This window comes from Actinoplanes sp. HUAS TT8, from assembly GCF_051380535.1.
GTDB lineage: Bacteria > Actinomycetota > Actinomycetes > Mycobacteriales > Micromonosporaceae > Actinoplanes.
The window spans coordinates 402,981-417,335 of the sequence record NZ_CP195646.1 but is presented as its reverse complement, the minus strand read 5'-3'; the positions used below and the strand labels follow the sequence as shown (position 1 = coordinate 417,335).

At 72.8% G+C, this 14,355-nt stretch carries 11 protein-coding genes; all 11 read left to right on the top strand.

The features are described from left to right. The first annotated feature begins 59 nt into the window (after window positions 1-59). Window positions 60-1,223, top strand: a complete 1,164-nt coding sequence (locus tag ACSHV8_RS01795; RefSeq protein WP_436528703.1) for a YcaO-like family protein — start codon at window positions 60-62, stop codon at window positions 1,221-1,223. Continuing rightward, window positions 1,216-2,568 (top strand): TfuA-like protein, encoded by a 1,353-nt coding sequence (locus tag ACSHV8_RS01790; protein WP_436528701.1) that lies wholly within the window; start codon window positions 1,216-1,218, stop codon window positions 2,566-2,568. The genes ACSHV8_RS01795 and ACSHV8_RS01790 overlap by 8 nt, the downstream gene beginning before the upstream one ends. 174 nt (window positions 2,569-2,742) lie before the next feature. Continuing rightward, a complete protein-coding gene (locus ACSHV8_RS01785) occupies window positions 2,743-2,937 on the top strand; it encodes a hypothetical protein (RefSeq protein ID WP_436528699.1) in 195 nt (64 codons plus the stop codon). A gap of 80 nt (window positions 2,938-3,017) precedes the next feature. Further along, complete coding sequence (locus ACSHV8_RS01780) at window positions 3,018-5,915, top strand: ATP-binding protein (protein WP_436528697.1); 2,898 nt, start codon at window positions 3,018-3,020, stop codon at window positions 5,913-5,915. 126 nt (window positions 5,916-6,041) lie between these two features. Then, window positions 6,042-8,225, top strand: coding sequence for a transketolase (tkt, locus tag ACSHV8_RS01775; protein ID WP_436536665.1), 2,184 nt, complete (start codon window positions 6,042-6,044; stop codon window positions 8,223-8,225). Window positions 8,226-8,423: 198 nt separating this feature from the next. Next, a complete protein-coding gene (locus ACSHV8_RS01770; RefSeq protein ID WP_436536663.1) occupies window positions 8,424-9,143 on the top strand; it encodes a SigB/SigF/SigG family RNA polymerase sigma factor in 720 nt (239 codons plus the stop codon). A gap of 384 nt (window positions 9,144-9,527) precedes the next feature. Beyond that, on the top strand, window positions 9,528-11,891 hold the full coding sequence (locus tag ACSHV8_RS01765; protein WP_436528696.1) for a nitrate- and nitrite sensing domain-containing protein: 2,364 nt from the start codon (window positions 9,528-9,530) through the stop codon (window positions 11,889-11,891). A 47-nt stretch (window positions 11,892-11,938) separates the two neighbouring features. Further along, window positions 11,939-12,364: a roadblock/LC7 domain-containing protein gene (locus tag ACSHV8_RS01760; protein WP_436528694.1), complete on the top strand. Its 426-nt coding sequence runs from the start codon at window positions 11,939-11,941 to the stop codon at window positions 12,362-12,364. Window positions 12,365-12,437: 73 nt separating this feature from the next. Beyond that, on the top strand, window positions 12,438-12,809 hold the full coding sequence (locus tag ACSHV8_RS01755; protein WP_436536661.1) for a DUF742 domain-containing protein: 372 nt from the start codon (window positions 12,438-12,440) through the stop codon (window positions 12,807-12,809). Further along, a complete protein-coding gene (locus tag ACSHV8_RS01750; RefSeq protein WP_436528692.1) occupies window positions 12,793-13,395 on the top strand; it encodes a GTP-binding protein in 603 nt (200 codons plus the stop codon). The genes ACSHV8_RS01755 and ACSHV8_RS01750 overlap by 17 nt, the downstream gene beginning before the upstream one ends. Window positions 13,396-13,415: 20 nt before the next feature. After that, window positions 13,416-14,348 (top strand): ABC transporter substrate-binding protein, encoded by a 933-nt coding sequence (locus ACSHV8_RS01745; RefSeq protein WP_436536659.1) that lies wholly within the window; start codon window positions 13,416-13,418, stop codon window positions 14,346-14,348. The last annotated feature ends 7 nt before the right edge of the window (window positions 14,349-14,355 follow it).

Sequence of the window (14,355 nt, the reverse complement as noted above, 5' to 3'; positions counted from 1 at the left end):
CGCTGTCGCGGCGCGCCCGGCCCAGGCCTGGCGCGCCGCGCCGCAGGAGGGAGTCGACCATGACGACGACCGTCACCGACCGCACCGGTCACGGATTCCGCTCGGCGACCGCGGAGCAGACGTGGCAGCGGATCAGCCCGCTGCTGCCCGCCTTCGGGATCACCCGGGTGGCCGATCTGACCGGGCTCGACGAGATCGGCCTGCCGACCCATGCCGCCTACCGGCCGGACAGCCGGACCGTGGCGGTGAGCATGGGCACCGGCCTCGACCACGAGCAGGCCCGCGTCGGCGCCGCCATGGAGAGCATCGAGGCCTGGCACGCGGAGAACCTGGTCCTGCCGACCGTGGTCACCGCGCCGGCCCGCGACCTCGCCCTGCCGTACGACCTGTCCGCGCTCGCCCTGGCCCCGCGCTCGCCGCTGACCCCGTCGTTCGTGCTCGACTGGGTGCGCGGCCGGGGCCTGCGCACCGGCGCCGAGGTGCTGGTGCCCCGGGCGCTGATCGAGCTCGACTTCACCCGCGGGCGCGGCTGGCCGCAGGTGCTGTTCCGGCCGACCAGCAACGGCCTGGCGATCGGCAACACCGCCGACGAGGCCACCCTGCACGCGATGTTCGAGCTGATCGAACGGGACTGCGTGACACCGTTCCCGGCCATCCCGTTCGCCCGGCGCCGGCACGTGGACCCGGACACGGCCGCGCATCCGGTGACCCGGGCGGTGCTGGCCGCGATCCTGGGCGCGGGATGCCGCGTGGAGGTCAGTGAGCTGACCAACGACCTGGGGGTGCCCTGCTTCGCCGCGTCGGTCTGGTCGGTGGAGATGCCGATGATGTGCGGCGGTTTCGGCTGCCACCTGGATCCCGCGGTGGCGGTCGGGCGGGCCCTGTCCGAGGCGGCCCAGTCGCGGATCGGTGTGGTGTCCGGGGCGCGCGACGACATCGACGTCGACGTCTACCGGCTCGCCGACCCGCTGGCCCAGCCGCCGCTGTCCAGCGCCGGACTCCCCCGCCGGGCCGTCGGGGCGCCGGTGGCCACGGCCGGCAGTGCGGCCGAGGCGTTGCGCTACTGCGCCGGCCGGATCGAGGCACGGACCGGCGTCGAGCCGTTCGTGGTCGACCTGACCCACGACGATCTCGGGCTGCCGGTCAGCAAGGTGTTCGCGCCCGGCTTGCGACTGTTCGACGAGCGGGCCCTGGCGACCGGTCTGGAGGGCGACGATGCGTGAGTTCGTTTTTGTCGGGCCGAGCCTGGCCACCGCCGAGGCGGCCGCCCTGCGGCCCGGGGCGACGATCCTGCCGCCGGTGGCGCACGGCGACCTGCTGCGCCTGGACGCCCGCCCGGGCGACGTCGTCTTCCTGATCGACGGCCTGTTCATGCGGGTCGCGCCGGTCCGCCACCGGGAGATCCTGCACCTGCTCCGCAACGGCGTGACCGTGGCCGGCAGCAGCAGCATGGGCGCGCTGCGGGCGGCCGAGCTGTGGCCGCTGGGCATGCGCGGCGTCGGCGAGATCTTCGAGATGTACCGCGACGGCGTGATCACCGGGGACGACGAGGTGGCGATCGTGCACGGCCCGGCCGAGGAGGGTCACCGGGCGCTGAGCGTCCCGCTGGCCAACATCCGGGTGGCGTTGCGCCGGGCCACCGCCGCCGCCGTCCTGACCCCGGCCGAGCAGGCCGATCTCGTGGCCCTGGCCGCGGCCATGCCGTTCCGCATGCGCGGCTACCGGCAGCTGGAGCGGGCCGCGCGCCGGGACCTGGCCGGCGACGCGATCGACCGGTTCCTGGCCTGGCACGCGGCGAACCCGGTGGACGCCAAGGCCGAGGACGCCCGGCGGCTGCTGTCGCGCCCCGCGGCCCCGGCGCCGCACGACGGCTCGGACCGGCCGATCGAGAACGTCGACACCGCGTACTTCGCGAGCTGGAAGGCCCGGCACGGCGGCGCCGCCGTGGGTGACCGGTGGGTCGGCGACGCGGCCGCGATCGCCGCCGTGATGCTGCTGCATCCGCGCTTCCCGGCCGAGCACCGGGCCGCCGTCCTGGCCCGGATCGGCGACGCCGAGGACGCGACCGATCCGGAGGCCGCCGCGCTGTCGGCCGCCCGGCGGCTCGGCCTTCTGGCCGGCGAGCCCCGCGACTCGGCGGCCTGGGCCTGGCTCGGCCCGGCCGAACACGAGCTCGCCCACGACGAGGCGGTCCTGCGGGTTCTTTCGAGATCCTTCGGTACGGCGGTGCACGCGGCGATCGGTGACCGGCAGTTGCCGCCCGCGCTGGCCCGCTCCGGTGCGCTCGACCAGGCGCGCGGGATCGTGGCCGCGGCCGAGCGGATCAACGAGCGGCTGCCCCGGCCGGATCCCCGGCGGCCCGAGCGGCGGATGCGTTTCCGCACCGAGGTGATCGACCGTACCTTTGCCGGGCTCTGGGGTTGCGACGACCTCACGGCGGCGGTGAACGACCGCGGATTCGCCGACCTGGACGCGTTCCGGCTGGCCGCGGAGCCACTGGTCGCCTATGTGAAAACGGTCGGTGCCCCGGACTCTTGGCCCCTTTGTGCAGTTGGCGAAACACCCTGAGTGACACCGGGAATCACGACATGTCCCATCTAGGTCGGCGAATCGCATCGCCGCACCCCCTGATCCGGAAAACATGGGTGCAACGCCCCCATGTACCGGCCCGGGCCGCGTGAAAGCGTGTCGAAGCGGCGGGTTGCCGCCGCTTCTCACCGACGCGGAATTGGGGGCAGATAAATGGAAAAGAATGTGAACAGCAGTGGTGGCCGGCGGCGCCGATTCGCCCGGGTGCTGGTGATGGCCGGTATCGCCGTCGCCGCCGCGCTGCCGGTGGCCGGGGGCGCGAGCGCGAGCCTGGCCGGGGGCGACGACCTGATCAGGTACGTGGCCGGAACCGGCTGCTGCATCATCGTGCCGCCCAACCTGGTGTGACCACGACCGTCGTCGATCGCGGGTCCACCGCCGCGTTCCACGATGGACACCCGCGCCTCGCCCTCGGTAGCTTGGCTGTGATGACCGCGCCCGCGTCCCGCCCGTCCGGCCACGACAAGCCACTGCGGCAAGCCGAGGCCGTGCTCGCGGGGGCGCGGGAGGGCGCCGGCGGCAGTGTCTTCGTCCGCGGCGAGAGCGGGGTCGGCCGGTCGCGCCTGCTGGCCGAGTGCGGGCGGGTCGCCGCCGGTGCGGGCATGGTCGTGCTCCGCGGGCGGGCCAGTGTCCTGGCCCCGTCGACGCCGTTCCGGCCGCTCACCGAGGCCCTGATGGCCTTCGCCCGGACGGCCGGCCCCGACGTCGCCGCCACCCTGGGGCCGTACCGGGTGATCCTGGGCCGGCTGATCCCCGAGTGGCGTGAGCCCGGCGCGGTGCCCGACGAGCAGCCGCTGATCGTGCTGGCCGAGGGGGTGCTGCGGCTGCTCGGGCTGGCCGGCCGGGAGCGGGGCTGCCTGCTGGTGCTCGACGATCTGCAGGCGGCCGACCCGGAGACCCTGACCATCGTCGAGTACCTGGCCGACAACCTGGCCGGGCAGCCCGTGGCGCTGGTCGCCAGCCTGCTGGACCACGACAGTCCGGCGCTCGACCTGGCCGGCAGCGCGGCCCGGCGGGGCGCGGCCGGGCTGGTCGATCTGGGCCGGTTCGACCAGGGCGATCTGAGCGCGTTCGTCGCGTCCCGGCTGGAGTGCCCGGCCGCGGAGGTTCCCGACGACGTGCTCGACCTGGCCTGGCGGGTCAGCGCCGGCAATCCGTCGCTGGCCGCGGACCTGCTGGCCGATCTGATCGAGGGTGAGCTGCTGGGCCGCGACGAGCGGGGCTGGCGCCTGGCCCGGCGGCTCACCTCGTACGTTCCGGGGTCGTTGTCCCGGCGGGTCGCCCGCCGCCTGCAGGGCTGTGAGCAGGAGCCGCGGCGTCTGCTGCTGGCCGCCGCGGTCTTCGGTGAGCGCGCCCCGCGGGCCGCGCTGCGGGCCATGACCGGGCTCGGCGAGGAGGAGCTGAGCCGCCGGTTGCACGCCGGGCTGCCGGCCGAGCTGATGCGGGCCGACAGCCAGGAGGCGGGGCTCGACTGGTGTTCGTTCCGGCATCCGATGACCGCGGGCGCGCTGCTCGACACGTTCCCCTCCAGCTACCGGGTCGAGCTGTCCCGGCAGGCGGCCGAGGCGGTGGAGGCGCTCGACCCCGGGCTGCCCGGGGTTCTGTGCCAGCTCGTGGCCCGGTTGCGGACGCAGGCCGGCGACCGGTCGATCGCCGCCCGCCACCTGCTGGAGGCCGCGCGGCGGGCGCTCACCGACGGCGCCGCGGCCTCGGCCGTCGACCTGCTCGAACAGGCGGTGGCGCTGGCCGGCGACGACGCCGCGCTGCGGGCCGACATCAGTGAGCAGCTGGTCCAGGCGCTGGTCGAGGCCGGCCAGGTGGATCGCGCGCTGGCCATGGTCGAGCAGTTCGACCGCCTCGACCGGGAGCTCGGGCGCAGCCGGATGGCCGCCCTGCACACCCGGCTGGCCTGGGCCGCCGTCTTCGCCGCCTCGACCGAGGTCGGCCTGGCCCAGATCGACGCCGCCCGGCGCCGGCTGGGCGACCACGCGACCCCGGCCGAGCTGGCCGCCATCGACGTGGTCGCCGCCCACCTCGTCGTCGAACTGCCCGGCCGGCGCAACTTCGACCTGGCCGAGGGCATGGCCCGGCGGGCCGCGGCGGTCGCCGAGCGCAGCGATCTGCCGGTGGTGGCCTGTCAGGCCTGGCAGCTGCTGGGATCGTTGCTGCGGCAGCGCGACATCGACGAGGCCACCGCCTGCCTGGAACGCTCGCGGCGGCTGGCGATCGGGCACGGCCTGCGCCTCTGGGAGATCCACGCGCTGGTCCGGCTCGGCAACGACGACGCCGCCCGCGACGGTGACCTGCGACGGTTGCGGCAGGTCAGCCTGGACGCGCGGGCGGCCGGCGCGGTGACCGCGGCGTATCAGGCCGAGGCGAGCGCGGCGCTGCAGCTGGCGTTGCAGGGCGGCTACGACGAGGCCGCCCGCATGATCGACAGCCTGCTGCCGGCGGCGACCCGGCTGCGCCTGGTCGAGACCGCGGGTCACCTGCGGCAGACCGGCGCGGTGATCGCGGCCCACCAGAGCCGGCGCCGGGAGATGGATCAGGCGGTCGCCGACCTGCGCCGCTCGCACGGCGAGAGCCCGTGGGCCGACGCCAAGGTCTTCGGGCTGGCCCGGGCGTTCTGTTCGCTGCTGGAGGAGAACCGGGAGCGCGCCCTCGACGACCTGCGCCACGCGGCCGAGGCCAACGGCGGGAACCCGGCCATGTCGCCGCTCAACGGCCGGTTCGGGCTGCATCTGCTGCTGCGCGCGCTGGCCGGTGATCTCGACGAGGCGGCGCTCGGGGACGGCGCCGCCCTGCTGCGCTGGAATCACCAGTTCGCGCTGATGGCCCGGGCGGTGCTGGCCGGCCGGCGCGGCGATCGGGCGGCGGCCGGGGTGTCGGCGGCGGCCGCGATCGACGCCGCCGCGATCTATCCGATGGCCCGGAACCTGGTGCTGCGGCTGGGCGCCGAGGCGGCGCTGGCCGACGGCTGGGGGGATCCGGTCGCGTGGCTGCGGGAGGCCGAGGAGTATTTCCATCGGGCCGAGACCGCGGCGGTCGCCGGGGCCTGCCGGGCGATGCTGCGCCGGGCCGGTGTCTCGGTGGGGCAGCGGCGCGACGGCCGGGACGCCATTCCCGGGCCGCTGCGGGCCTCCGGGGTCACCGTGCGGGAGTACGAGATTCTCGGCCTGCTGGCCGTGCGGCTGAGCAACCGGGAGATCGCCGAACAGCTGCACCTGTCCCCGCGCACCGTGGAGAAGCACGTCGCCCGCCTGATGGCCAAGACCGGCCGTACCGATCGGGCCTCGCTGCGGGAATTGCATCAGCCCGGCGGCTGAGTGCAGGCCCGGGTTTCACCGGGCCGGTCGGGGGCATCCGCGGCTGCAGCGAGACGCCCCACCCGGCGGCGTCCGTGATGAGCGTGGGAAGGGATCGTCATGACCCAGCTCGACCACCAGGCGGCCATGTACCCCCGGCAGGTGCCGGCGCCGGTTGCGGACGCCGTGGGCTGGAACGCTCTCGACGTCCGGGCCGTGGACACCGCCCGGCTGCTGGCCGCCGACGCCGTGGAGAAGGCCGGCAACGGCCACCCGGGCACCGCGATGAGCCTGGCGCCGCTGTCCTACCTGCTCTTTCACGACGTCATGCGGCACGACCCGAACGATGATCAGTGGCTGGGCCGGGATCGGTTCGTCCTGTCGGCCGGGCACACCAGCCTCACCCTCTACACCCAGCTGTTCCTCAGCGGCTACGGCCTGGAGCTCGATGACCTGCGCGCTCTTCGGACCTGGGGTTCGGCCACGCCGGGGCATCCGGAGTTCCGGCACACCCGCGGCGTCGAGATCACCACCGGACCGCTCGGCCAGGGTCTGGCCAGCGCTGTCGGCATGGCCATGGCGGCGCGCCGCGAGCGCGGCCTGCTCGATCCGGACGCCGCACCGGGGGGCAGCCCGTTCGACCACCACGTGTACGTGATCGCGTCCGACGGCGACCTCATGGAGGGGCTGACCGCCGAGGCCAGTTCGCTGGCCGGTCACCAGCAGCTCGGCAACCTGGTCGTCTTCTACGACGCGAACCACATCTCGATCGAGGACGACACCGACATCTCGTTCAGCGAGGACGTTCCGGCGCGCTACACCGCGTACGGCTGGCACGTGCAGACCATCGACTGGACCCGCACCGGTCAGTACGTCGAGGACGTGGACGCGCTGCGGGCGGCGATCGAGGCCGCCAAGGCGGAGACCGGCCGCCCCTCGCTGATCAAGCTGCGGACGATCATCGGCTGGCCCGCCCCGACCAAGCGGAACACCGGCAAGGCGCACGGCAGCGCCCTGGGCGCCGAGGAGATCGCCGGGACCAAGCGGCTGCTCGGTTTCGATCCGGACGACACGTTCGCGGTGGCCGGCGAGGTGCTGGCGCACACCCGTGGGGTCGTCGAGCGCGGGGCCCGCGTACACAAGGAATGGCTTGCCGGTTTCGAGGCCTGGCGGGACGCGCGGCCGGAGCAGGCGGCGCTGTTGGACCGGCTGCGGAATCGGCGGTTGCCGGACGGCTGGACCGAGGCCCTGCCCGTGTTCGCGGCCGATCCGAAGGGCATGGCCACCCGGAAGGCGTCCGGGGAGGTCCTGGCCGCGCTGGCACCGGTACTCCCGGAGTTGTGGGGTGGGTCGGCCGACCTGGCCGAGAGCAACAACACCACGATGACCGGTGAGGACTCGTTCATCCCGGCCGACCGGCAGACGCGCGCGTGGAGCGGCGGCCCGTACGGCCGGACCCTGCACTTCGGTATCCGCGAGCACGCCATGGGCGCCATCCTCAACGGCATCGCCCTGCAGAGCCTGACCCGCCCCTACGGCGGCACGTTCCTGGTCTTCAGCGACTACATGCGACCCGCGGTCCGGCTGGCCGCGCTCATGCAGCTGCCCGCCGTCTTCGTCTGGACCCACGACTCCATCGGTCTCGGCGAGGACGGCCCGACCCATCAGCCGGTCGAGCACCTGGCCGCGCTGCGCGCCATCCCCGGCCTGGACATCGTGCGGCCGGGTGACGCCAACGAGACCGCGGTCTGCTGGCGCACGATCCTCGAGCACACCGACCGGCCCGCCGGCCTGGTCCTGACCCGGCAGAACCTGCCCGTGCTCGACCGGGGACCGGGCGGGTACGCCCCGGCCGCCGGTGCCGCGCGCGGTGGTTATGTGCTGGCCGGGGCCGACGCCGACGCGGAGGTCCTGCTCGTCGGCACCGGATCGGAGGTGCCGATCGCGCTCGACGCGCGTGAGCTGCTCGCCGCCGAGGGGATCGCCGCCCGGGTGGTCTCGATGCCGTGCCGGGAGTGGTTCGTCCAGCAGCCGCCGGACTACCGGGACGAGGTGCTGCCGCCGGCGCTGCGGGCCCGGGTCAGCGTCGAGGCCGGAGTCGGTCAGAGCTGGCGCGAGATCGTGGGTGACGCGGGCCGGATCGTCAGCCTGGAGCACTTCGGCGCCTCGGCCGACTACCAGCGGCTCTACCGCGAGTTCGGCATCACTGCGCAGGCCGTCGCCGCCGCGGCGCGCGACAGTATCCGGGACGCGGCCGGTCCGGTGCGGCCCGGTGGCTCCGGGCCGACGTCCACGCCGACCGTGGGCGGCACCGGTGATCGGCCCGCCTGAGCAGATCGCCGGCGCGACCGCCGGGCAGGTCCCCGGTTTGCGGTCTACGCTGGTGGAGTGAGCCCGTGACGGGCTCGCTGCCCCAGACCCGGCATCGCGAACCTCCTTGATCGAGGAGAGCCCGTGCCTGGCGTCGCCGGCCCCACCGTCGTCACTCCCGTCCGCACCGACGCCTCCCCGTCCGAGCTGCTGAGGGCGATGGCCGCCCTCCCCCTCGGGCATCCGGCGCGGGCGGCGTTGCGTACCCGGGCCATCGAGGCGTGGCTGCCGCTGGCCCGGCGGCTCGTCGCCCGGTATCGCCGTTTCGGTCTGCCCGTCGACGACCTGCTGCAGACCGCTGCCGTGGGGCTGATCAAGGCGGTGGACCGGTTCGACCCGGACCGCGGGGTCGACTTCGCCGCTTTCGCGATCCCGACCGTCGCCGGGGAGGTCAAGCGTTACTTCCGTGACCAGACCTGGGCTGTCCGGGTGCCTCGCCGGCTTCAGGAGTTACGCCTCGCGATCATCGAGTCCAGTGGTGAGCTGACGCAGCGGCTGGGCCGGTCGCCGACCGTGGCCGACATCGCCGCGGACCTGGACATCACCGAGGAGCAGGTGCTGGAAGGCCTCGAAGGCGTCCGGGCGCGCACTACGATGTCGCTGTCGGCACCGGTCGGTACCGACGACAGCAACGAGCTGGGCGAGACCCTCGGCGGCAACGACCCCGGGTACGAGCTGGCCGAGGCCCGGGCGGCGCTGCACCACGCGATCGCGACCCTCGGGGACCGGGATCGAACGATCCTGATCCTGTACTTCTACGGCAACCGGAGTCAGGCCGAGATAGCCGCGCGGCTCGGGATCTCCCAGATGCACGTTTCCCGGCTGATCGCCCGGTGCCTGCGCCGGCTGCGCCGTGAAATGACTCCGGAGAACGGCTGATCCCCGACCGTTTCCACTCGTTATCGCCGCGATTCCTGCCTTTGGCGAGTTTCGCGGAGACACACGCCATCAGCGCTGGGGCGCGATGGTTGCGCCTCACAGACAGCGACTGAGAGCGCTCCCAAATCACCGTACGTGATCACGTTGCAGCTAAATGAGGTTGCAGCGCCGTAAATTTCACTCCCCGGTGTTGACCACCAAGGACAAAGGGCAGATCCTATTCCGGCGATCATGGAGGATCGGCCCCATTCCCCCGGGGCCGCATTTCGCGCAGTGCCGCCTCTCTACTTTGCATCACCACCCCACGGAATTTCCGTAGTGATATCGACTTTGCATGCCGGCCGTGATCACGCCGGGCCGGCAGTCGACAGAGGAGCTGATCGCTTGTCCGTCCAGGCCGAGGACGCCGAGCAGACCGAGACGGGCGCGGACAGCCCGCCCGCCCCCAGCGCCGGCCCCGCGAACCGGGCGACCCGGCGCCGCTGGACCGGCGGCACGATCCGGCAGCGCGTGGTCCGCACCCTGGCCCTGCCGGTCGCGACCACCCTGGTGCTGCTCACCATCGTGGCCGTCGGCGAGATCGAGAACTACCGCACGGCCTCCGTGACCGCCCGCGACGTCACCATCGCCCTCGCCGTGCAGGAGCTGGTCCAGGGCCTGCAGACCGAACGTGGCCTGGCCGCCGGCCTGCTCGGCGGCAACGACGCGTTCAGCACCGAGCTGCAGCGCGCCCGTAACCAGGTCGACCTGCGCCGCACCGCGGTGGAACAGCTGATCACCGGCGCCGGCGACGTCGCCGATCGGGTCGGCCCGGCCGTGCGCGAGCTCGACGGCCTGACCAGCGTCCGGGCCGGCACCGACACCGGCTCGGGCAAGCAGCTGGCCACGGTCGACTACTACACCCAGCGCATCACCCAGCTCGGCAACCTCGACTACGACCTGGACAGCACCGGCGACCAGCAGCTGCGCCGCGGCGCGACCGCGCTGGAGGCGCTCGGCCAGGTCAAGGAGGCCACCGCCCAGGAGCGGGCCTTCCTCAACGGGGTCTTCTCGGCCGGCGGGTTCAAGCGGGGCGAGTACCTGCAGTTCGTCACCATGCGGGCCACCAAGGACGCGGCGCTGGCCGTGTTCGACCGCTACGCCGACCCGGACGCCAAGGCGGGCCGCGACTACACCCTGGACACCGGCGCGGCGCGCGAGGCGGCCTACTTCGAGCAGATCGCCCTGGCCTCCAGCGACGGCAAGTACCTGCAGGTCAACCCCCAGTCCTGGTGGTCCTCGCAGACCACCGTGCTGGACGACATGCTGCAGCTGCAGCACCACGTCGGCTCGGTCATCACGGCCCGCGCCGCGGCCCTGAAGGACGACGCCTCGACCCGCATGGGCGTGCTGATCGGGGCCGTGCTGCTCTGCCTGGCCGGTTCGGTCTGGCTGGCCACGGTCGCGTCGAAGTCGGTCGCCCGGCCGCTCGCGCTGCTGGCCCGCGAGGCCAACCGGCTGGCCGGCACGCAGCTGCCGGAAGCGGTCGAGCGGGCCTCGGCCGGCAAGGCCACCGACGCGCCGCCACCGGTGCTCGTGCCACGCGGTTCCAGCGACGAGGTGCTGCTGGTGGCCGACGCGTTCGACCGGGTCCAGGACACCGCGTACACGCTGGCCACCGAGCAGGCGGTGCTGCGCCGGACCACCGCCGAGTCGCTGGCCAACCTGGGCCGGCGCAACCAGAACCTGCTGCGCCGCCAGCTCGCCTTCATCACCAAGCTGGAGCGGGAGGAGGCCAGCCCGACCGGCCTGGCCAACCTGTTCGAGCTCGACCACCTGGCCACCCGCATGCGCCGCAACGCGGAGAGCCTGCTGGTCCTGGTCGGCGCGGCCAGCCCGCGCCAGCTGGCCGAGCCGCTGATGGTCCCGGACGTGATCCGGGCCGCGGTCTCCGAGGTCGAGGAGTACCGCCGGGTCACGCTGCGCCGGGTCGACGACGTGCTGGTGGCCGGCTCCACGGTCAGCGGTATCGCGCACATGCTGGCCGAGCTGATCGAGAACGGCCTGTCGTTCTCCCCGCCGGACATGGACGTGGAGATCCACGGCCGCCGGATCGGCACCGGCTACCTGATCGCCATCACCGACCAGGGCGTCGGCATGACCCCGGACGACATGCAGCGGGCCAACGCGCGACTGCGCGGCGAGGGTGACTTCATCACCGCGCCGGCCCGGTTCCTGGGTCACTACGTGGTCGGCCGGCTGGCCCTGCAGATGGGTATCGAGGTCCAGCTCACCCCGTCGCCGGTGACCGGCGTGACGGCCCGGATCACGCTGCCCGCCGAGATCCTGACCGACCAGCCGACGGTCACCCCGTCCCGGCCGGTCCGGGCGCCGGCCCGGCAGGTCACCGCCGCCCCCGAACCGGCCCGGCCGCTGCGACTGGGCCCGGCCGAGCCGGCGCCCGCCCAGCCGGTGTCCGGCACGGTGGTCACGGCCGAACGGGAACCACGGCCCGCCACGATCGAGTACGTGGTCGTCGACGACACGGTGCCCGACAGCTCCGAGGACAGCGTGCCCCGCACGGTGAACGGCCTGCGCAAACGGATCCCGCGCGCGCAGCGCAGCCAGCCCCGCGCGGAGGCACCGAGCACCGCCCCGGCCGATCGGCCGGCCCCGGTCACCGACTCGCCCGACGCGGTACGCGATCGGCTCAACGCCCTGCGCGGCGGCATCCGGCGTGGCAACGCCGAGACAGCGGGGTTGTCGTGACCGGAGTTCCGAAATGGCCCCTTGGCAGCAACCTGGAAAGAAGAATGATGAGCGTTGACACGTCGGCCGATCGGCACCAGTTCAATTGGCTGCTCGGCAACTTCGTTCACCAGACCGACGGCGTCCGCGACGCGGTGGCGGTGTCCTCCGACGGGTTGCTGATCGCCAGCTCGGACGGGCTGAACCGGGCCGAGGCGGACCAGCTGGCGGCCATCGTCTCCAGCCTGGCCAGCCTGGCCCGCAGCGCGTCGCGGCGGTACGACTTCGACGGTCTGAAACTCATCATGATCGAGATGCACCGGGGTTTCCTGCTGGTGTCGGTCATCGCGGACGGCAGCGTGCTCGGCGTGGTGGCTGGCAGCGAGAGCGATCTCGGCCTGGTCGGCTACGAGATCTCGCTGCTCGCCGACCGTTTCGGCACCCTGCTCACCCCGGCCCTGATCGCAGAGTCCCGGCAGCACCTGCCGCGATGAGCGAGCGTGCGAGTGAACCGTCCGATTCAGCAGCGGAGGTGACGGCATGACCGGCCCGTCGTGGGAGTCCGAGATGTTCCCGTACGCCGGTAACCACCGGCCGTCCTCGGGCGAGCTGGACGAGGATCCGGTGATCCGGCCGTTCATGCTGACCAACGGGCGCACCCAGCCGATGCACGACGGGCTGCGGGTCGAGACGCTGGTGCGCGCGGCCCCGGCCGCGCTGTCGGCGCCGTTGCGGTTCGAGTCGCGGCGCATCGTCGAACTCGCGCAGTCGTCGAAGTCGGTGGCGGACCTGTCGGTGGCGCTGCGCGCGCCGCTCGGCGTGGTCCGCGTGATCGTGGCCGACCTGATCACTCAAGGGTTCCTCGTCGTGGAAGAACAGCCCGAGGAATTCTCCACCAGTTTGATCGAAAGGATCAGGGATCGTGTCCGGGCGCTCTAGCGAGCCGTCGGCAGCGCACCCCATCGCTGTCAAGATTGTCATCAGCGGCGGTTTCGGTGTCGGCAAGACCACCTTCGTGGGGGCCATCTCCGAGATCGAGCCGCTGGTCACCGAGGCCGAGCTGACCGAGAAGTCGATCGGCATCGACGACACCTCGGCGGTGTCCGGCAAGACCACCACCACCGTCGCCCTGGACTTCGGGCGGATCACCCTGGACGAGACGCTGCTGCTCTACCTGTTCGGCACCCCCGGCCAGGACCGTTTCGCCTTCCTCTGGGACGACCTGGTCACCGGCGCGCTCGGGGCGATCGTGCTGGTCGACACCCGGCGCATCGAGGACTCGTTCCCCTCGATCGACTACTTCGAGGAGCACGAGATCCCGTTCATCGTCGGCGTCAACCGGTTCCCCGGCGGGCAGCGTTTCTCCCCGTCCGAGGTCCGCGACGCGCTGGGTGTCAGCGCGGGCGTGCCCCTGGTCGAGTGCGACGCCCGCGACCGCGAGTCGGTGAAGAACGTCCTGGTGGCGCTCACCGAGGAGGTTCTGGCCAAGCACTCGCGCCGGGAGCGGGCGGAGTCGACGTGGTGAGGCGTGGGCTCGCCCGGGCGATGGCCGCGCTCGGCCTGGCCGCGCTGGCCGGCTGCTCGACGACCGAGGCGGCGGTCACCGCGGCGCCCGGCCCACCGGTCCAGGCGTCCTGCGGCACCGTGAACATCGCGATCAACCCCTGGTCGGGGTACGCGGCCGACGCCGCCGTGGTCGGCTACCTGCTCAAGACCGAGCTCGGCTGCCGGGTGGTGCCCACCCCGCTGAGCGAGACGTCGTCGTGGGCCGGCCTGTCCGACGGCAGCATCGACGTGATCCTGGAGAACTGGGGTCACGACGATCTCAAGCGCAAGTACATCGACGGCCAGAAGGTCGCCGTCCAGCTGGGCCTGACCGGTAACAAGGGCATCATCGGCTGGTACGTCCCGCCGTGGATGGCCAAGGAGTACCCGGACATCACCGACTGGACCAAGCTCAACGAGCGCGCCGACCTGTTCAAGACCGCCCGCACCGGCGACAAGGGTCAGTTCCTGGCCGGTGACGCGTCGTTCGTCACCAACGACGCCGCCCTGATCAAGAACCTCAAGCTCGACTACACCATGGTGTACGCGGGCAGCGAGGACAAGCTCATCGCGGCGTTCCGCAAGGCCGAGAAGGACAAGACCCCGCTGCTCGGCTACTTCTACGAACCGCAGTGGGTGCAGGCCGACCTGCGGCTGGTGCACATCCCGCTGCCGCGGTACCGGCCGGGCTGCGACAGCGTCCCGGACGACATCGCCTGCGATTACCAGCCGTACGACCTCGACAAGATCGCCCGTAAGGCGTTCGTCGACTCGGGCTCCCCCGCGGCCGCGTTCCTGAAGAACTGGACCTGGACCAACGCCGACCAGAACGAGGTCGCCAAGGACATGGTCCAGAACCATCTCTCGGCCGACGCCGCCGCCCGCAAGTGGGCCGACGCGCACCGCAGCACCTGGGAGAAGTGGATTCCCTGACCGGCCG

Bases quoted from the DNA above. Each gene is read 5' to 3' on its own strand.
- ACSHV8_RS01795 (WP_436528703.1), top strand. From the start codon at position 60: ATGACGACGACCGTCACCGACCGCACCGGTCACGGATTCCGCTCGGCG.
- ACSHV8_RS01790 (WP_436528701.1), top strand. From the start codon at position 1,216: ATGCGTGAGTTCGTTTTTGTCGGGCCGAGCCTGGCCACCGCCGAGGCG.
- ACSHV8_RS01785 (WP_436528699.1), top strand. From the start codon at position 2,743: ATGGAAAAGAATGTGAACAGCAGTGGTGGCCGGCGGCGCCGATTCGCC.
- ACSHV8_RS01780 (WP_436528697.1), top strand. From the start codon at position 3,018: ATGACCGCGCCCGCGTCCCGCCCGTCCGGCCACGACAAGCCACTGCGG.
- tkt (WP_436536665.1), top strand. From the start codon at position 6,042: ATGTACCCCCGGCAGGTGCCGGCGCCGGTTGCGGACGCCGTGGGCTGG.
- ACSHV8_RS01770 (WP_436536663.1), top strand. From the start codon at position 8,424: ATGGCCGCCCTCCCCCTCGGGCATCCGGCGCGGGCGGCGTTGCGTACC.
- ACSHV8_RS01760 (WP_436528694.1), top strand. From the start codon at position 11,939: ATGAGCGTTGACACGTCGGCCGATCGGCACCAGTTCAATTGGCTGCTC.
- ACSHV8_RS01755 (WP_436536661.1), top strand. From the start codon at position 12,438: ATGTTCCCGTACGCCGGTAACCACCGGCCGTCCTCGGGCGAGCTGGAC.
- ACSHV8_RS01745 (WP_436536659.1), top strand. From the start codon at position 13,416: ATGGCCGCGCTCGGCCTGGCCGCGCTGGCCGGCTGCTCGACGACCGAG.